Origin of the sequence: Peribacillus frigoritolerans (assembly GCF_004358755.1) — a bacterium.
Taxonomy (GTDB): Bacteria; Bacillota; Bacilli; order Bacillales; family Bacillaceae; genus Bacillus_P.
Genome location: NZ_SMZY01000001.1, coordinates 36,831 through 53,679 on the forward strand (window position 1 = coordinate 36,831; position 16,849 = coordinate 53,679).

Below are 16,849 nucleotides of genomic sequence, written 5' to 3' on the forward strand. Positions count from 1 at the left end.
GCCTGCACGATTGTTAAAGAATGACAAATTTACATACAGAAAACAATAAAAGGAGCTTTACTTCGACTATGAGCATGCTGCGAAAAATGAAAGTTTTTCTTTCTACAGGTCAGGAAACATCCGAAAATCATTACGACGACGCTTTAAAAAGCCATTATTATAAAACAACCGCGAAAAAGGCAATTGAAGCAGTTGAACAGTCATTCAGCAAACAGCCCGGTGCGACGGTTACATCTGTATCAGAAGACCGCGGCGAAATCAGCGTAGTAATCGACAAACCGAAAAAAGCGCTGATGATTATCACGATCGTTTCGGTAAGACCTTATGAAACAGCCATTGATTTTAATGTATCAACAGATACTAAATTGGCAAGTGATTTCGGATTCAGCCGTAAGCTGATTATTGATTCATATGAGAAGCTGAACAAGGCACTGCCGTTTATAGGAACAGGACTGCATTCAAAGTGATTTTTGCTGCATGTCATTTATTTTCATAAAATAAAGATACAACCCTGATGCTTTTGGATTGGAGCTGGTAGTATGAAATGTCCAACATGTCAGCATAATGGAACAAGAGTGCTTGACTCTCGGCCTGTTGATGAAGGGAAATCGATTAGAAGACGACGTGAATGCGAGGAATGCCAATACCGATTCACAACCTTTGAAAAAGTGGAGGAAATTCCGCTGATTGTTGTGAAAAAAGAAGGCGTTAGAGAAGAGTTCAGCAAGGACAAAATCCTGCGGGGCCTGATAAAAGCATGTGAAAAACGCCCTGTGCCTCTTCCGAAATTAGAGGAAATCGTCCAGGATATTGAAAAAGAATTAAGAAATCAAGGAATCTCAGAAGTAAACAGTGAAGATATCGGCGAGATGGTCATGGACAGACTTGCGCATGTTGATGAAGTTGCATATGTCCGGTTTGCTTCTGTTTACCGTCAATTTAAAGATATCAATGTTTTCATTCAAGAGTTATCAGAACTGATTAAAAAGGTGAAATAAAGAGCTCGTGAAGGAATCGCTTCAGGCTCTTTTTTTAACTTATGAAATAGAGGGAAAAGTAATGGACAAGCATTGGAATCAGTTATTGCCTGTAGATCGGTATTTGGTCAAAATGAATGGTGTCCTGCAGGATTTTGACAGGAAAGTTTTGACGCTGCTCTATCAGCCGCTATTAGGTGCAAAATGCTATGGTCTTTATATGACGCTTTGGGCGGAGCTTGAACAGGACCGGATGTGGAGCGAAGAAACGACACATCATGGGCTGATGTCCCTCATGCAGAGCAATCTGAGAGAAATCTATGAAGAGCGGATTAAGCTTGAGGGGATCGGATTATTAAAGACGTTTCAAAAAGAACAAAATGATACAAAGCTGTATATCTACGAATTGATGCCTCCTCTGAAGCCTGCTGACTTTTTTCAGGACGGGGTACTGAACATCTATTTATATAATCGCGTCGGGAAAAACAAATACAATCAGCTGAAGAAGTTTTTTGCAGACACCAGCCTGTCTTCGGATCTCGTTCAAATTACGCGCCCGTTTAATGAGGTATTTAAATCTCTGCAGCCGAGTGAAATGATTTCGAGACTCACAGATGAAGTGCAGGAAGACCTTGAACCTGAAAAGGGAACAGAATTTTATCATTCTGGAGAAGCAGCATCGCCTTTGATGACAGATGATGTGTTTGATTTTGATTTATTTTTTGCAGGTTTGTCTGAAGCGGTCATTCCTAGAAAATCCATTACGAAGAAAGTGAAAGAAACCATTAAAAAACTTTCATACTTGTATGGGATTAATGCAATGGAAATGAAAAACGTCGTGATGAATGCCATTGACGCAAATGAAACAATCCAAATTGACAGCTTAAGAAAAGCTGCAAGAGACTGGTATCAATTTGAGCACGGCGAAAAATTGCCTGCACTTGCCGATAAAACCCAGCCTGCGTTTCTAAGGTCTGGAACTTCTCCTGAAAAAGAACTGTCTCAGGAGGAAATGCTGATCAAACAGCTTGATTCGATTTCGCCAAAGCAGTTTTTAATGGATCTCGCAGATGGAATTGAACCAGCGGCAGCTGATTTGCAGATTGTTGAAGAAGTCATGTTTAAGCAGAAGCTTCATCCAGGCGTAGTTAATGTTTTAATTTACTATGTTATGTTAAAAACAGATATGAAGCTATCGAAATCGTATGTGCAGAAAATTGCCAGTCATTGGGCCAGAAAACAAGTAGCCACCGTCAGATCCGCAATGGAGCTCGCAAAGCAGGAGCACAGGCAATACCAGGAGTGGGCAGAAAAGAAAACTGTTTCTAAAACCGGCAGAAAGCTGATAAGAAAAGAGAAGCTGCCTCAGTGGCTTAAAGAAGATCTGGAAAAACCTGAAACAAAAGAAGAAATCAACCAAACAGAAGTGGATCTCGAGCGGAAAAGGCTTGAAGAAAAAATAAAACAATACAGACAGCAGCAGTCAGAATAACCTGTGGAGGTGAAAGCAATTGGAATCGATTAATAAAACGTTAAGCGGACTTGCTAATCGTGAGGATTTTCAAAAACGGATGAGTGCGATGAAAGCACAAATTATGAAGAATCCAGACATTCAAAAATTTCTGAGTGAACATCGTTTGGAAATTGATGATGCGATGATTAACAGAAGTCTAATCAAGCTGTATGAATACATCGGCCAAAGCAAGCGGTGTGCAGATTGCCCGAGCCTCTCAGAATGTAAGAACCTAGTTGAAGGATATCATCCTCAGCTTATTCTTCAGGGGAAAACGATCGATTTAAAATATGAGGTTTGTCCAATGAAGGAAGCGGAGGATGAGCGTAAGAAACATCAGGCTTTGATTAAATCCATGTTTATTCCCCGTGATATTTTAAATGCGAAGCTTGAAGATATTGATTTAAAAGAAGACAGCAGAATAAGAGTTGTCAATACGGTTCTAAGCTTCAGCGAAGAATATGAAGCAGGAAAGAATGTGAAGGGAATGTATCTGTACGGTTCGTTTGGAGTGGGCAAGACGTATATACTTGGAGCCATTGCAAATGAGCTCGCCAAGAAGAAAATTCCTTCCATGCTCGTTTATGTTCCCGAATTTATGAGAGAACTGAAGAGCTCACTCCATGACAATTCACTTGAAAGCAAGATTGATGCCGTTAAAAAAGTAAAAGTGCTTATGCTCGATGACATTGGTGCAGAAGCGATGTCCAGCTGGATTCGGGATGATATATTAGGCTCCATTCTTCAATACCGCATGCTTGAAAATCTGCCGACATTTTTCACATCAAATTTCAGCATGAAAGATTTGCAGAGTCATTTAAGTGTTACACAGCGCGGGGAGGAAGAACCCGTCAAATCTGCACGAATTATGGAGAGAATTAAATATCTTGCCGATCCTTATGAATTAAAAGGCCGCAATTGGCGGGAGAGATAGCTCAGCGAGACACAGTTCTAAAAGGACTGTGTTTTTTATTTTCCCTTAAAAACGATTCTATTTCACGGTTCTCCGCCATATACATGAAATCAGGTATTGGCTAAAAAGGGGGGACAACCATGATCGAAATATTTTTCAATTCTCCGCATGAAGCAGAAACAGTCCACAATATGCTTGATCATGAACGAGATAAATGGAAAGCTGAGATTGTTAGAATAAAGGAACATGGAATTCAGATTATGAGCAATGATCCAGTTGAGATGATTAACGTCCTTCTGATTCCGGTGATCGTCCGCTACATCCTGAAGTACAAAGAATCTCACCTGATGCTGTCCATCATTAAAGACAGATTCTATTTCCAAGAGCCAGAGGAACAGCAGCAAATCATACATATTGCCGAGGCGATTATTGAAGGAGAACGCAGCGAGATTCCGAAAGTAGATCAGCTTCCATTAAGGGAAACTCCGATCTATGAAGCTCTGGCTGATTTTATCAGGCCTAATCTGTCTTTTGCGCTTCCATCCTTTATAAAATTCCGTCTTCACCGGTATGTGGAGCGTTTAAATAAATATATTGAGATTGCCATTGAAGAGTACAAGCTCGAGCAGGAATACCAGACATTTATTCAGAGTTTAAGAGATTATGCCATGAGCAGAGAAACGAAAGTGAACGTGCTTCATATCGTGCATGAAAAAGAGCTGACAGTTTACAATGAACAGTTTGCAAAACTGAGCCAGGATGAGCTGATGAAGTATATTGACAGGTCCTTTATTCATCAGCATCCTATGTACATTGACGCCTCGCTTTTGGCGCCGCTGGTGTCAATTGCCCCTAACAAAATTCATTTATATACCGATTCTCCAGACTTAGGCATGGTTAGAACCATACAAAATATTTTTTTAGAGAGAGTAAATATTTATCCGAGAAAAATGGCGGGTATTTAAAAAAAAGCTGAATAATCTTGATTTCCCCAGGAAATGATTTTATAATACGTTATAAATACATGATAAGTTATGATGAGGACATGAGAGTGTTATCACGGCGCAAAGAGAGGGAAGTCACGGCTGAGAGCTTCCTGGCATGAATAACCCGCTTACCACCTCTAAACTTCAGCTGTGAAAGGCATGATGCCGAGTAATTGCTGACGGGTATTCCCGTTACAGATTTTTTTGAGCCATTCACTATATGACATGAATGGAAACAAGGGTGGAACCACGGCGAATAATCACTCGTCCCTTACTTTAGGGACGAGTTTTTTATTTTTCAAAAATTAATTAAAGGAGTGACAAGGATGTCAGACGCTGTAAAAATTTCATTTCCGGACGGAGCTGTAAAGGAATATCAGGCAGGCACAACAACTGATGATATTGCGGCATCCATCAGCCCGGGGCTTAGAAAAAAATCATTAGCAGGAAAATTCAATGGTGAATTGATTGATTTGAAAACACCAATCGATCAAGATGGAAGCATTGAAATTGTCACACTTGACAGTCCTGACGCATTGGAGATCATCCGGCATAGTTCTGCACACGTGCTCGCGCAGGCTATAAAAAGGATCTACAAAGATGTGAAGCTTGGAATTGGCCCGGTCATCGAGAATGGATTCTATTATGATATTGATATGGAACAAACGATTTCTGTTGAAGATCTTCCGGCCATTGAAAAAGAAATGAAAAAAATCATCAATGAAAACATCGAAGTTGTCCGCAAGATCGTTACAAGGGAAGAAGCAAAAGCCATCTATGAAGAAATTGGCGATAATCTGAAACTTGAACTTCTGGATGCTATTCCTGAAGGTGAAAAAGTAACAATCTACGAGCAAGGTGAATTTTTCGACCTTTGCCGCGGCATACATGTTCCTTCAACTGGAAAATTAAAAGAATTTAAACTCTTAAGTGTAGCAGGTGCGTACTGGCGCGGAGACAGCAACAATAAAATGCTGCAGCGCATTTATGGCACAGCTTTTATTAAAAAAGCAGACTTAGATGAGCATCTTCGTTTATTAGAAGAAGCGAAAGAGCGCGATCACCGCAAGCTGGGTAAAGAGCTGAGTTTATTCACTACGTCCCAGAAAGTAGGTCAGGGTCTTCCAATCTGGCTTCCAAAAGGTGCGACAATCCGCCGTATCGTTGAGCGCTACATTGTGGATAAAGAAGAGCGCCTTGGCTACCAGCACGTTTACACTCCTGTTCTGGGAAGTGTGGAGCTCTACAAAACATCAGGTCACTGGGATCATTACCAGGATGACATGTTCCCTGCTATGTCTATGGACAATGAGGATTTAGTTCTTCGTCCAATGAACTGCCCGCATCACATGATGGTTTATAAACACGATATTCACAGTTACCGCGAGCTTCCGATTCGTGTAGCTGAGCTTGGAACGATGCACCGCTATGAAATGTCTGGTGCCCTGAGCGGCCTTCAGCGCGTGCGTGCGATGACACTTAATGATGCACATATTTTTGTCCGCCCGGATCAAATTAAAGATGAGTTTATCCGAGTGGTGAGATTGATTGAAGAAGTCTATAAAGATTTTGGAATCAATGAATATTCATTCCGTCTTTCTTACCGCGATCCAGAGGATAAGGAAAAATACTTTGATGATGATGCAATGTGGGAAAAAGCTCAAAGCATGCTGAAGTCAGCAATGGATGAGCTCGAGCTTGATTATTTTGAAGCAGATGGCGAAGCAGCGTTCTACGGTCCAAAGCTTGATGTGCAGGTCCGCACAGCACTTGGAAAAGATGAAACACTGTCTACAGTTCAGCTTGACTTCTTATTGCCGGAGCGTTTTGATTTAAATTATGTCGGCGAGGACGGCAAACAGCATCGCCCGGTTGTTATTCACCGCGGGGTCGTATCAACAATGGAACGCTTTGTAGCCTTCTTGATTGAAGAATACAAAGGAGCTTTCCCGACTTGGCTCGCTCCTACTCAAGTACAGGTTATTCCGGTTTCGCCTTCTGTACATCTTGACTATGCGAAAAAAGTTCAAGAACTGCTGCAGGCTGAAGGAATCCGCGTAGAGCTTGATGCACGCGATGAAAAAATCGGCTATAAAATCCGTGAGGCGCAAATACAGAAAACTCCTTATATGCTTGTTGTCGGTGACAATGAAGCTGCTGAAGCTGCTGTTAATGTCCGCAAATACGGAGAACAAAAATCAGAGACAATTGCTCTCAAAGAATTTATCGATGGAATTGTTAAAGAAGTGAAGAGGTAAAATCTGCTCAAAAAAAACTATTGCACATCCAGTAAATGTTTGATACAATTCATTCTGTTGCAATAAAACCAGCATGACTTGACAGCGGAAATTTTTTCGTGATATAATTTGCAGGGTAATTGAATAGAAGTTTGTCTTGCAAGCAGAAGCACCCGCTTCTCACCTGATCGACGCATCATTGCAGTCTCCAGGTTTACGACTATATATACTTAGTATACTAAATCGTAGTGTGGGTGTTTTGTGCGCCCACACTTTTTTGTTTTTCAAGAAAGTGTAGCACAAACAATTCATCTGTTCAGTTAAAAATCCTTGGAGGTGGCTAATTATTAGCAAAGACATGATGGTAAACGATGGAATTCGCGCTCGTGAGGTTCGTCTGATTGGTGCAAATGGCGACCAGCTTGGAATTAAATCTCGCCAAGAGGCGCTTGAGATTGCTGCCAGATCGAATCTTGATTTAGTATTAGTTGCTGCAAATGCGAAACCACCTGTATGTCGCATTATGGACTACGGCAAATTCCGTTTTGAGCAGCAAAAGAAAGAAAAAGAAGCACGTAAAAATCAAAAGATCATCAGTATTAAAGAGGTTCGCTTCAGCCCGACAATTGATGAGCATGATTTTAACACAAAACTTAAGAATGCACGCAAGTTCCTTGAAAAAGGCGATAAAGTGAAAGCTTCTATCCGTTTTAAAGGCCGTGCAATCACTCATAAAGAAATTGGTCAACGTGTTTTAGACCGTTTTTCTAAAGCTTGTGAAGATTTAAGTACAATTGAGTCTCATCCAAAAATGGATGGACGAAGCATGTTCTTGGTTCTAGCACCTAAAGTAGAAAAGTAAAGATACGAGGAGGAATACCTTATGCCAAAAATGAAAACTCATCGCGGCGCTGCAAAGCGTTTCAAAAAGACTGGATCAGGTAAATTAAAACGTTCACACGCTTACACTAGCCATTTATTTGCTAACAAATCTACAAAAGCAAAACGCAAACTTCGCAAAGGCACTTTAGTAAGCAAAGGCGACTTCAAACGCATCCGTCATTTATTAGATAATATTAAATAATTCGTTTTCACATAGGAGGGAATTGACATGCCAAGAGTAAAAGGCGGTACTGTCTCACGTCAAAGACGTAAAAAAGTTATTAAATTAGCTAAAGGTTATTACGGTTCAAAACATACATTATACAAAGTTGCTAATCAGCAAGTAATGAAATCATTAATGTATGCTTACCGCGATCGCCGTCAGAAAAAACGCGATTTCCGTCAGCTTTGGATTACTCGTATCAACGCAGCTGCTCGCTTGAATGGTCTTTCATACAGCCGTTTAATGCATGGCTTAAAGCTTGCTGGCATCGAAGTAAACCGCAAAATGCTTGCTGAGCTTGCTGTAACAGATGCTCAAGCATTTGCTCAATTAGCAGACGCTGCTAAAGCTAAATTAAACAGCTAATCATTGCTGAAAAGGTCATTCTCACCGCTTGAGAATGGCCTTTTTTTACATTCACTTTTATAGAAAGGGTGCAAGTTGATGGCGCTTCTGATTGGATATTACATATTACTGAATGTTTACGGCTTTTATTTAATGGGAGCAGATAAAAATAAAGCGAAAAAGGGACAATGGAGAATTAAAGAAAACACTCTTTGGCTTATTGGCTTCATTGGGGGTGCAATCGGGCTGACAATTGGAATGAATGCATTCAGGCATAAAACGAAGCATCAATCGTTTGTTGTCGGTCTGCCTGTTTTAATGGTGATTCATCTCATCTTGTTCAGCTATTTTTTATATAAGATGTCATAATGCCCTAATAAAACAGATACAATTTAGTACACACGTTACTCACAAAAAGTCATCTTATGAACTGCATGAAAGAGGTGAGGACAATCGATCTTGCAACTTCAGCAGTCGTTTCAACAGTTCAGTCAACAGGCTTTCTGGCCCCGCTCTTTTTTATCTTTATGCACATCTTAAGACAGTTTTTATTCATTCCTGTGGTTGTCATCTGTATTATTGGAGGAATACTATTCGGAACTCAATTTGGGACCTTTTATTCGATTATCGGGCTGACTGTCGCTAGCATAAGTTTTTATATCCTCTCCAAACAATTTCCTTCTTTTTTGGAGCGGTTTTCAGGATTGAGGAAAAAATGGCTTGGTAAATACACGAGACTTTCTGTAGGACAAATCATTGTTCTCAGAATGATCCCGTTCGTTAACTTTTCCATTTTATCCTTATGCATTCTTGACCGGTCGACATCATTTAAAGATTACGCAAAGCTTTCCTTTTGGACTCATATCCCTGCAGCCTTTTGTTTTACATCCTTTGGGGCTTACTTTGGAAAATTCTCGCTTATTACAACAATTGTATTAATTGGAACGCTGATTTTATTTGTTTATTTGCTGAGGGAAAAAAGAGTGGTCATAAAATGGAATGATTTCTTTATAAAATCAATGGAAAAGCCGTGACCTCTGTCACGGCTTTTTGCTTTTTAATAATAATTCTTTTACTGGACTTTTCCAATCGAGTGCCGCATGAGGATATTGTTCCCTCACTTTTTCTTCAACAAATTCAAAATCAGAGAGAGAAAGTCCCTGAAGTTTACTTGGGCTTCCGGTCCACATAAAGATGGAGACAACCTCAAACGCCCGATCTGTTGTTCCAAGGTATTTCTCGCCTTCGAACAAGACACCCTTGTAGGTTAACAAAAAGTTTTTGCGCACGTTGTTACGGTCATCAAGCAGGAAATACTCTTTTTGCTCCTGTGCAAGCTCAAGCTTTCGCTTGGGATTCAGCACATATTTTACAAGAGAATAAAGGACAAAGACAATAAGAGCAAGCAAAAGTAATCGTAACAGGATTACTATCATGGTAGTGCCTCCCAAACGTATTTTGTTACAATACGATTGAAGTATTGATAAAGTTTCAGTTTTTCTTGTGTAAGTTCAGATTTTTTTTGAAGTAAAAAGGTGCAAGTGTTAAACTTGGCGAGTATAGGAGTGATAAACAATGAATTTTTTGAAACTGTTTGAGATGCAGAATGATCTTGATTCGAAAATTGAAAAGCAGCACGGTTTGGAAGAAGAACCGCTGCTTGAAAAGAAAATTTTAGCTTTGCTTGTTGAGGTTGGCGAACTTGCCAATGAAACAAGATGCTTTAAATTTTGGAGTTTAAAGCATCCGGCTGAAGCAAGCGTTATTCTTGAGGAGTATGTGGATGGCATACATTTCATTCTATCCCTTGGAATTGAAATAGGCGTGACAGACGGTGTTGAGTTTGATCTGGCCGCTGATGAGAATTCCTTAACAGCCCATTTTGTCCTTGTTTATGAGAAAATTGCGCAGTTTGAAAAAAGCCGTTCAGAAGCACACTATCTAGAACTGTTTCGGCAGTATCTTTTGCTCGGAGAAGCTCTTGGCTTTTCACCTGAAGAGATTGAGGCTGCTTATGTTAAAAAAAATGAAGTCAATCACGATCGACAAAAACAAGGGTATTGAGAATTTTTGAATTACTTTCCAGCGTCTAGTATAATAGTAATTAGTAAAAGAGGGGGGTAAACTGATGGTGAAATTAGACGAAACACTGCAGATGCTGAAAGATTTAACAGATGCAAAAGGAATTCCCGGCAACGAAAGAGAGCCGAGAGAAGTCATGAAGAAATACATAACGGCATATGCCGATGAAGTAACAACAGACGGTCTTGGGAGCTTAATAGCCAAAAAAACAGGCAAAGAAGGCGGCCCGAAAATTATGGTTGCTGGTCATTTAGATGAAGTAGGCTTTATGGTTACCAAAATAGATGATAAAGGATTTCTCCGTTTTCAGCCTGTAGGCGGATGGTGGTCTCAGGTCATGCTCGCACAGCGTGTGACGATCAGCACCAAAAAAGGGGACGTGACTGGTGTGATCGGATCTAAACCGCCGCACATTCTTCCTCCTGAAGCAAGAAAAAAACCGGTCGATATTAAAGATATGTTTATTGATATCGGTGCATCAAGCCGTGAGGAAGCGATGGAGTTCGGGGTCTTGCCTGGAGATCAGATCGTTCCTTATTTTGAATTCACAGTTATGAACAATGATAAGATGCTCCTCGCGAAAGCGTGGGATAACCGCATCGGCTGTGCAATAGCAATTGATGTCCTTAAAGGACTGAAAGACGCAGACCATCCAAATGTTGTTTATGGGGTCGGAACGATTCAGGAGGAAGTAGGCCTACGCGGAGCGCGTACTTCAGCACACGTGATTCAGCCTGATATCGGTTTTGGTGTCGATGTGGGGATTGCAGGCGATACACCTGGAATTACAGAGAAAGAAGCTTCAAGTAAAATGGGAGAAGGCCCGCAGATTATTCTTTATGATGCATCAATGGTATCTCATAAAGGACTGCGTGACTTTGTTGTCGGGGTTGCCGATGAACTCAGTATTCCATACCAATTTGACGCGATTGCAGGCGGCGGAACAGATTCAGGTGCCATTCATATGACAGCAAACGGTGTACCTGCGCTTTCTATTACAATTGCAACGAGATACATTCACTCTCATGCAGCTATGCTTCATCGCGATGATTATGAAAATGCAGTAAAACTGATTACTGAGGTTATTAAACGTCTGGACGAAGAAACTGTTAATACAATTACCTTCGATTAATTTTAAAAATGCTGGGCAGATTGCCCAGCATTTATTTCTTCTTTAAACCTTCTTCAAGAATCGTCAGCATTTCATTTTTCTCATCCTCGCTTGAATTCTGCCAGATTACCTCGAACAGAACGCCTAGGCCAGGAAGCATTTTTTCTTCTCCGTTTTGAATGGCATCTACAATCGTATCCTCCAGCTGACCTTGATCATTGCCGGATACATTTGAGATGATGGCATTTCTTAAATTTAAATCCATCATTATCACTCCACATCTTATAATATTTACCTATCCATATCCTGTGTTATTTTGTGTTTTTTATGTATGTTTTATAAGATATAATATAGAAAAGCTGGACAAGTGATAAAAGTGATTTCAGAATCACGTAATTATATAGAAGAAATGCAGCAGTAAAGGAGCAGTATACTCGTGAAACGAATTGAATCTGTGCAAAATCAGAAGGTTAAGCAATGGCGTAAATTACATACAAAAAAAGAACGTGACACAACAAATACATTTTTAATTGAAGGCTTGCATTTAGTAGAAGAAGCCTTAAAGGATAAATCTGTGATTAAAGAATTGATTATTTCAGAAGAAGCGGCCATTCCATCCCACTGGAATGCGGATGACCTGTCAATTACATATGTCACTAAAGAAATCATGAAAGCTATCTCAGAAACGGAATCGCCTCAGGGTGCAGCCGCAGTCTGTGTTCAATCAGAAAAGCACGAAATCACTGCCTGGAAAAAGGTTGTGCTGATAGATGCAATCCAGGACCCTGGCAATTTAGGGACAATCATCCGGACTGCAGATGCTGCAGGCATGGATGGAGTCATACTTGGTGAAGGGACAGTTGATGCATACAATTCTAAAGTTGTCCGTTCCAGTCAGGGATCAATCTTTCACATTCCAATTGTAAAAAGGAAATTGAATGAGGCAATCTCAGAGCTTAAACAGCAAAAAGTCTCCATATACGGAACCTCGCTCCAAAATGGTGTTGATTACCGCCAAACGGAAGCAGCAGCTTCGTTTGGCCTGCTCATTGGCAATGAGGGAAGCGGAGTAAATAAAGAATATCTACAGCTCACTGATCAAAATCTGTACATTCCAATCCTCGGAAAAGCGGAATCCCTCAATGCGGGGATTGCAGCGGGAATTCTTATGTATCACTGTATAGGGAATCAATAAGGGCGGAGTTTTGGCAGCTCCGCCTCCTAGCCCCTCGGTCAGAACAAAATCCCCGAAAAAGGCAAAACCGGCCTTTTCCGGTGATTTCTTATCTGCCTGTCGGGTCTGACCAGTCGGCTCCGCTTTTCGGTGTTGTCTAGCTCCGCCTCCTAGCCCCTCGGTCAGAACAAAATCCCCGAAAAAGGCAAAACCGACCTTTTCCGGTGATTTCTTATCTGCCTGTCGGGTCTGACCAGTCGGCTCCGCTTTTCGGTGTTGTCTAGCTCCATCGCCCAACTCCTCGGCCAGAACGGATCAGAAAGTATTGGCAAAAAGCGCCTTTTCTGTCGGATCCTTATCTGTCTGCCTGCGCTAACCGGGCGATTCCGCTTTTCGGTGGTGTCTAGCTCCGCCTCCTAGCCCCTCGGCCAGAACAAAATCCCCGAAAAAGGCAAAACCGGCCTTTTCCGGTGATTTCTTATCTGTCTGTCGGGCCTAAACAGTCGGCTCCGCTTTTCGGTGTTGCATGAACAATTTCTTTTCATTATAATAAGATACAGTTACATACTCTAACAGCGATGATAGAGAAGAGTAGTTTACGGGAGCGTCAATCAGGGAGAAAATGCCGGTGACTGAGAGCATTTTTTTGACTGCGGTAAATGAATTCACCTCTTTAGCTGGCATCAGGACCATTCGGCTTTTGAATGTAAAGGTGTTCCGGATCAATTCCGTTATCTTAGAACGAAGTGAACAGCTTATGTTTTTGGGCTGTTAACAAGGGTGGTACCGCGATATTCAACTCGTCCCTTTTTTGGGCGGGTTTTTTATTTTGGAAAAAAATGATCATTCATTTGAAATAAAGGAGGAAACAGTATGCAGGAACAACTGAAACAGCTTCAGTTAGAAGCACTTGAAAAAATACAAACAGCAAATGATTTAAAAAGCCTGAATGACATCCGTGTCTCATACTTAGGCAAAAAAGGACCGATCACAGAAGCGCTGCGCGGTATGGGGAAACTATCTGCAGAAGAGCGTCCGTTAATGGGGGCCCTTGCAAATGAGGTCCGTGAAAGCATTGCGACGAGCATTGCAGCAAAACAGGAAGGCCTGGAGGAAGCTGCGGTCGAGGAAAAACTGGCTGCAGAAACAATCGATGTGACTCTTCCTGGACGTCCGGTTCGAGCTGGTAACCATCATCCTATTACAGCAGTTATTGAAGAAATTGAAGATCTGTTCCTTGGTATGGGTTATTCAGTTGAAGAGGGTCCTGAAGTTGAAACAGATTACTTTAACTTTGAAGCATTGAATCTTCCAAAAGGGCATCCTGCTCGTGATATGCAGGATTCGTTCTATATTACAGATGAAACACTGCTTCGTACACATACATCTCCTGTTCAGGCCAGAACGATGCAAAAGTACAAAGGTCAAGGGCCTGTTAAAATCATTTGTCCGGGTAAAGTGTACCGCCGCGACAACGACGATGCGACACATTCCCATCAATTCACTCAAATTGAAGGGTTAGTAATCGATGAAAACATCAGCATGAGCGATTTAAAAGGAACACTGGAAGCCTTTGCTAAAAAGATGTTTGGAGAAGACCGCGAAATTCGTTTGCGTCCAAGCTTTTTCCCATTTACAGAGCCTTCAGTAGAGATTGATGTTTCATGCTTTGCATGTGGAGGTCATGGGTGCAATGTTTGTAAAGGCACTGGCTGGATTGAAATTTTAGGTGCAGGAATGGTTCATCCTAACGTTCTTGAAATGGCTGGATTTGACTCGAAAAAATACAGCGGATTTGCATTTGGAATGGGTCCTGAGCGCATTGCCATGCTGAAATACGGCATTGACGATATTCGCCACTATTACACAAATGATGTTCGTTTCTTAAAACAATTTAAAAGAGCATAAAGGGAGGTTTACCGATGTTTGTTTCATATAAATGGCTGCAGAATTACGTTGATCTCAGCGGAATATCAGCAGAAGAACTGGCAGAAAAAATCACTAGAAGCGGGATTGAAGTTGAAGGTGTTGAAACACTGAACGAAGGCATGAGCGGTGTAGTAATTGGTCATGTGCTTGAAAAAGAACAGCATCCGAATGCTGATAAGCTGAATAAATGCTTAGTAGATGTCGGAGGAGAACTGCCTGTGCAGATCATTTGCGGTGCTGCAAATGTTGATAAAGGCCAAAAAGTGGCGGTAGCAACTGTGGGTGCCGTTCTTCCTGGAAACTTTAAGATTAAAAAAGCTAAGCTGCGCGGCGAAGAATCAAACGGAATGATTTGTTCTTTGCAGGAGCTCGGAATTGAGTCAAAGCTTGTGGCAAAAGAATTTTCAGAAGGGATTTTCGTTTTCCCGAATGACGTTCAGCCAGGTGCAGATGCTCTTGCTGAGCTAAGCCGAGATGATCAGATTCTTGAGCTTGGATTAACACCTAACCGTTCAGATTGCTTAAGCATGCTTGGTGTCGCACACGAAGTAGCTGCGATTTTAGGAAGAAGTGTCACATATCCGGACCTTACACATGTTGAAGCTTCTGAAAAGGCTGCAGATTATATTTCAGTATCAGTCCAGGCAAAAGAAGAGAATCCATTATATGTAGCGAAAGTGATCCGCAATGTGCGTATTGCACCATCACCTCTATGGCTTCAAACGCGGTTAATGGCAGCAGGAATTCGTCCGCATAATAATGTTGTGGATATTACCAACTATGTATTAATTGAATACGGTCAGCCTTTGCATGCCTTTGACTATGACCGCTTAGGTTCAAAAGAAATTCTTGTCCGTCTTGCTGAAGCTTCCGAAGAAATCGTCACACTGGATGGTCAAAAACGTATCCTGACTTCTGAACATCTTGTTATTACAAATGGAAAAGAGCCTGTTGCTCTTGCAGGCGTGATGGGCGGAGAAAATTCTGAAGTTCATTCAGATACAACAACGATCCTGCTTGAGTCTGCGTACTTTAATGGTCAAACTGTCAGAAAAGCTTCTAAAGATCATGGCCTCCGAAGTGAAGCAAGTGCCCGTTTTGAAAAAGGCGTTGATCCAAACCGTGTGCGCGCTGCAGCAGAACGTGCAGCACAATTAATGATTGAGCTTGCAGGCGGTGAGGTTCTTAATGGATCTGCAGAAGTAAACTACTTAGAGGCAGAACCGGCTGTAGTCGGCATTCATGCAGATAAAATCAACAAAGTGCTTGGAATGAACATTTCAGTTAATGAAATTCAGTCGATTTTCACTCGACTTGGCTTTGAAGTCAAGGAAGATAACGGAACATTTACGGTTACAGTTCCGACAAGACGCGGAGATATTGCGATTGAAGAAGATTTAATTGAAGAAGTAGCCAGACTGTATGGCTATGATAATATTCCTTCCACATTCCCTGTCAGTGCATCTTCACCAGGCAGACTGACTGAATATCAGTCTAACCGCCGCAAAGCCCGCCGGTACTTAGAAGGAGCAGGCTTGTACCAGGCGATTACCTATTCATTAACAAGCGAAGAAAAAGCATCTCAATTTGCTCTTGAAGCATCAGACTATACTCGTCTTGCTATGCCGATGAGCGAAGAGCGCAGCGTGCTCCGCTTAAGCTTGGTTCCGCATTTGCTGGAAACACTGAAATACAATCTTGCACGTCAAAATGACCAAGTTGCGCTTTATGAAATGAGCTCGGTTTTCATTTCAAAGGGAGCAGGCGAACAGCCTGTTGAAAAAGAACGGTTAAGCGGTGCTGTTACTGGTTTTTGGCATTTAAATCAATGGCAGGGCGAAAAGAAGCCGGTAGATTTCTATGTAGTAAAAGGAATTCTTGATGGATTGTTTGATGTTCTTGGATTGAAAGAGCAGATCACATACAAACAGGCTAAGCGCGATGGGCTTCACCCGGGACGTACGGCTGAAATCTTGCTTAATGGCCAAACTGCCGGATTCATCGGCCAAGTTCATCCAAAACTTCAAAAACAAATGGACCTGACTGAAACCTATGTATTTGAACTAGCCCTACAGCAGCTATTGGAAACGAATCTGGAAGAATTAAAGTTTTCTGTGATTCCTCGTTTCCCTTCAATGACACGGGATATTGCCCTTGTTGTTGACAGAGGAATTGTTGCAGGCGATCTTCAAGAAACGATTTCTGAAGCAGGCGGCAAGCTTCTAAAAGAAGTTTCTGTATTTGACTTATATGAAGGCGATAGACTGGAAGAAAATAAGAAGTCGCTTGCCTTCTCTCTGCGCTATTTCGACCCTGAACGCACATTAACAGACGAGGAAGTAGCGAAGGCTCATGAGAAAGTGCTTCGTGCTGTTGAAGAGAAATATGCAGCGGTGCTGAGAGGTTAAATATATAAACAAACAAAAAAAGCAATGAAATCCATTTGGATTCCATTGCTTTTTTTCTTATTTTTCTAG

The 16,849-nt window shown here is 41.4% G+C and carries 18 protein-coding genes and 2 other annotated features; of the genes, 16 read left to right on the plus strand and 2 right to left on the minus strand.

The features are described from left to right. Nucleotides 1-68 precede the first annotated feature (68 nt). The 11 genes from E2R53_RS00175 to E2R53_RS00225 all read left to right on the plus strand — a co-directional run bounded on the left by E2R53_RS00175 (nucleotide 69) and on the right by E2R53_RS00225 (nucleotide 9,110). Nucleotides 69-467, plus strand: coding sequence for a cytosolic protein (locus E2R53_RS00175; RefSeq protein WP_286166025.1), 399 nt, complete (start codon nucleotides 69-71; stop codon nucleotides 465-467). 72 nt (nucleotides 468-539) lie between these two features. Then, nucleotides 540-998 (plus strand): transcriptional regulator NrdR, encoded by a 459-nt coding sequence (gene nrdR / locus E2R53_RS00180; protein WP_070877707.1) that lies wholly within the window; start codon nucleotides 540-542, stop codon nucleotides 996-998. A gap of 61 nt (nucleotides 999-1,059) precedes the next feature. Next, complete coding sequence (locus E2R53_RS00185) at nucleotides 1,060-2,469, plus strand: replication initiation and membrane attachment family protein (protein WP_133309893.1); 1,410 nt, start codon at nucleotides 1,060-1,062, stop codon at nucleotides 2,467-2,469. A 19-nt stretch (nucleotides 2,470-2,488) separates the two neighbouring features. Next, nucleotides 2,489-3,424, plus strand: a complete 936-nt coding sequence (dnaI, locus tag E2R53_RS00190; protein ID WP_133309894.1) for a primosomal protein DnaI — start codon at nucleotides 2,489-2,491, stop codon at nucleotides 3,422-3,424. Nucleotides 3,425-3,543: 119 nt separating this feature from the next. Continuing rightward, nucleotides 3,544-4,368 (plus strand): putative sporulation protein YtxC, encoded by an 825-nt coding sequence (gene ytxC / locus E2R53_RS00195; RefSeq protein ID WP_133309895.1) that lies wholly within the window; start codon nucleotides 3,544-3,546, stop codon nucleotides 4,366-4,368. A 347-nt stretch (nucleotides 4,369-4,715) separates the two neighbouring features. Then, nucleotides 4,716-6,647 carry a threonine--tRNA ligase gene (thrS, locus tag E2R53_RS00200; RefSeq protein WP_133309896.1) on the plus strand — a complete coding sequence of 644 codons (1,932 nt, stop codon included), beginning with the start codon at nucleotides 4,716-4,718 and terminating at the stop codon, nucleotides 6,645-6,647. Nucleotides 6,648-6,781: 134 nt separating this feature from the next. Continuing rightward, nucleotides 6,782-6,911: a sequence feature (ribosomal protein L20 leader region), on the plus strand. Between the two features lie 58 nt (nucleotides 6,912-6,969). Continuing rightward, the gene (gene infC / locus E2R53_RS00205) at nucleotides 6,970-7,488 is read left to right on the plus strand and encodes a translation initiation factor IF-3 (protein WP_165970920.1); all 519 of its coding nucleotides are present in this window, start codon (nucleotides 6,970-6,972) and stop codon (nucleotides 7,486-7,488) included. A gap of 21 nt (nucleotides 7,489-7,509) precedes the next feature. Beyond that, nucleotides 7,510-7,710, plus strand: coding sequence for a 50S ribosomal protein L35 (gene rpmI, locus E2R53_RS00210; protein ID WP_029279195.1), 201 nt, complete (start codon nucleotides 7,510-7,512; stop codon nucleotides 7,708-7,710). A gap of 27 nt (nucleotides 7,711-7,737) precedes the next feature. Next, nucleotides 7,738-8,097: a 50S ribosomal protein L20 gene (gene rplT, locus E2R53_RS00215; protein ID WP_070877701.1), complete on the plus strand. Its 360-nt coding sequence runs from the start codon at nucleotides 7,738-7,740 to the stop codon at nucleotides 8,095-8,097. Nucleotides 8,098-8,175: 78 nt separating this feature from the next. Beyond that, entirely contained in the window at nucleotides 8,176-8,445 is a 270-nt protein-coding gene (locus E2R53_RS00220) for a DUF1294 domain-containing protein (protein WP_133309898.1), read from the plus strand. 56 nt (nucleotides 8,446-8,501) lie between these two features. Next, nucleotides 8,502-9,110, plus strand: a complete 609-nt coding sequence (locus tag E2R53_RS00225) for a TVP38/TMEM64 family protein (RefSeq protein WP_224771107.1) — start codon at nucleotides 8,502-8,504, stop codon at nucleotides 9,108-9,110. Between the two features lie 6 nt (nucleotides 9,111-9,116). Here the strand turns inward: E2R53_RS00225 and E2R53_RS00230 are convergent, their stop codons facing one another. Continuing rightward, nucleotides 9,117-9,512 carry a sigma-w pathway protein ysdB gene (locus tag E2R53_RS00230; protein ID WP_133309899.1) on the minus strand — a complete coding sequence of 132 codons (396 nt, stop codon included), beginning with the start codon at nucleotides 9,510-9,512 and terminating at the stop codon, nucleotides 9,117-9,119. A gap of 139 nt (nucleotides 9,513-9,651) precedes the next feature. Here E2R53_RS00230 and E2R53_RS00235 point away from each other — a divergent pair, with 139 nt between their 5' ends. Together E2R53_RS00235 and E2R53_RS00240 are read left to right on the plus strand one after the other, a co-directional pair. Continuing rightward, entirely contained in the window at nucleotides 9,652-10,140 is a 489-nt protein-coding gene (locus tag E2R53_RS00235; RefSeq protein WP_133309900.1) for a dUTP diphosphatase, read from the plus strand. A 64-nt stretch (nucleotides 10,141-10,204) separates the two neighbouring features. Continuing rightward, on the plus strand, nucleotides 10,205-11,290 hold the full coding sequence (locus E2R53_RS00240; RefSeq protein ID WP_133309901.1) for a M42 family metallopeptidase: 1,086 nt from the start codon (nucleotides 10,205-10,207) through the stop codon (nucleotides 11,288-11,290). A gap of 31 nt (nucleotides 11,291-11,321) precedes the next feature. Here the strand turns inward: E2R53_RS00240 and sspI are convergent, their stop codons facing one another. Further along, nucleotides 11,322-11,534, minus strand: a complete 213-nt coding sequence (sspI, locus tag E2R53_RS00245; RefSeq protein ID WP_029279208.1) for a small acid-soluble spore protein SspI — start codon at nucleotides 11,532-11,534, stop codon at nucleotides 11,322-11,324. 171 nt (nucleotides 11,535-11,705) lie between these two features. On the opposite strand from sspI, the gene E2R53_RS00250 reads away from it, so the two are divergent. The 3 genes from E2R53_RS00250 (at nucleotide 11,706) to pheT (ending at nucleotide 16,780) form a co-directional block, all read left to right on the plus strand. Then, nucleotides 11,706-12,464 (plus strand): TrmH family RNA methyltransferase, encoded by a 759-nt coding sequence (locus tag E2R53_RS00250; protein ID WP_133309902.1) that lies wholly within the window; start codon nucleotides 11,706-11,708, stop codon nucleotides 12,462-12,464. Between the two features lie 548 nt (nucleotides 12,465-13,012). Beyond that, nucleotides 13,013-13,254: a binding site (T-box leader), on the plus strand. A gap of 62 nt (nucleotides 13,255-13,316) precedes the next feature. Continuing rightward, entirely contained in the window at nucleotides 13,317-14,351 is a 1,035-nt protein-coding gene (gene pheS / locus E2R53_RS00255; protein ID WP_133309903.1) for a phenylalanine--tRNA ligase subunit alpha, read from the plus strand. 14 nt (nucleotides 14,352-14,365) lie between these two features. Then, the gene (gene pheT / locus E2R53_RS00260) at nucleotides 14,366-16,780 is read left to right on the plus strand and encodes a phenylalanine--tRNA ligase subunit beta (protein ID WP_133309904.1); all 2,415 of its coding nucleotides are present in this window, start codon (nucleotides 14,366-14,368) and stop codon (nucleotides 16,778-16,780) included. Nucleotides 16,781-16,849: the final 69 nt, after the last annotated feature.

Bases quoted from the DNA above. Each gene is read 5' to 3' on its own strand.
- E2R53_RS00175 (WP_286166025.1), top strand. From the start codon at position 69: ATGAGCATGCTGCGAAAAATGAAAGTTTTTCTTTCTACAGGTCAGGAA.
- nrdR (WP_070877707.1), top strand. From the start codon at position 540: ATGAAATGTCCAACATGTCAGCATAATGGAACAAGAGTGCTTGACTCT.
- E2R53_RS00185 (WP_133309893.1), top strand. From the start codon at position 1,060: ATGGACAAGCATTGGAATCAGTTATTGCCTGTAGATCGGTATTTGGTC.
- ytxC (WP_133309895.1), top strand. From the start codon at position 3,544: ATGATCGAAATATTTTTCAATTCTCCGCATGAAGCAGAAACAGTCCAC.
- thrS (WP_133309896.1), top strand. From the start codon at position 4,716: ATGTCAGACGCTGTAAAAATTTCATTTCCGGACGGAGCTGTAAAGGAA.
- rpmI (WP_029279195.1), top strand. From the start codon at position 7,510: ATGCCAAAAATGAAAACTCATCGCGGCGCTGCAAAGCGTTTCAAAAAG.
- rplT (WP_070877701.1), top strand. From the start codon at position 7,738: ATGCCAAGAGTAAAAGGCGGTACTGTCTCACGTCAAAGACGTAAAAAA.
- E2R53_RS00220 (WP_133309898.1), top strand. From the start codon at position 8,176: ATGGCGCTTCTGATTGGATATTACATATTACTGAATGTTTACGGCTTT.
- E2R53_RS00225 (WP_224771107.1), top strand. From the start codon at position 8,502: ATGAACTGCATGAAAGAGGTGAGGACAATCGATCTTGCAACTTCAGCA.
- E2R53_RS00230 (WP_133309899.1), bottom strand. From the start codon at position 9,512: ATGATAGTAATCCTGTTACGATTACTTTTGCTTGCTCTTATTGTCTTT.
- E2R53_RS00235 (WP_133309900.1), top strand. From the start codon at position 9,652: ATGAATTTTTTGAAACTGTTTGAGATGCAGAATGATCTTGATTCGAAA.
- E2R53_RS00240 (WP_133309901.1), top strand. From the start codon at position 10,205: ATGGTGAAATTAGACGAAACACTGCAGATGCTGAAAGATTTAACAGAT.
- sspI (WP_029279208.1), bottom strand. From the start codon at position 11,534: ATGGATTTAAATTTAAGAAATGCCATCATCTCAAATGTATCCGGCAAT.
- pheS (WP_133309903.1), top strand. From the start codon at position 13,317: ATGCAGGAACAACTGAAACAGCTTCAGTTAGAAGCACTTGAAAAAATA.
- pheT (WP_133309904.1), top strand. From the start codon at position 14,366: ATGTTTGTTTCATATAAATGGCTGCAGAATTACGTTGATCTCAGCGGA.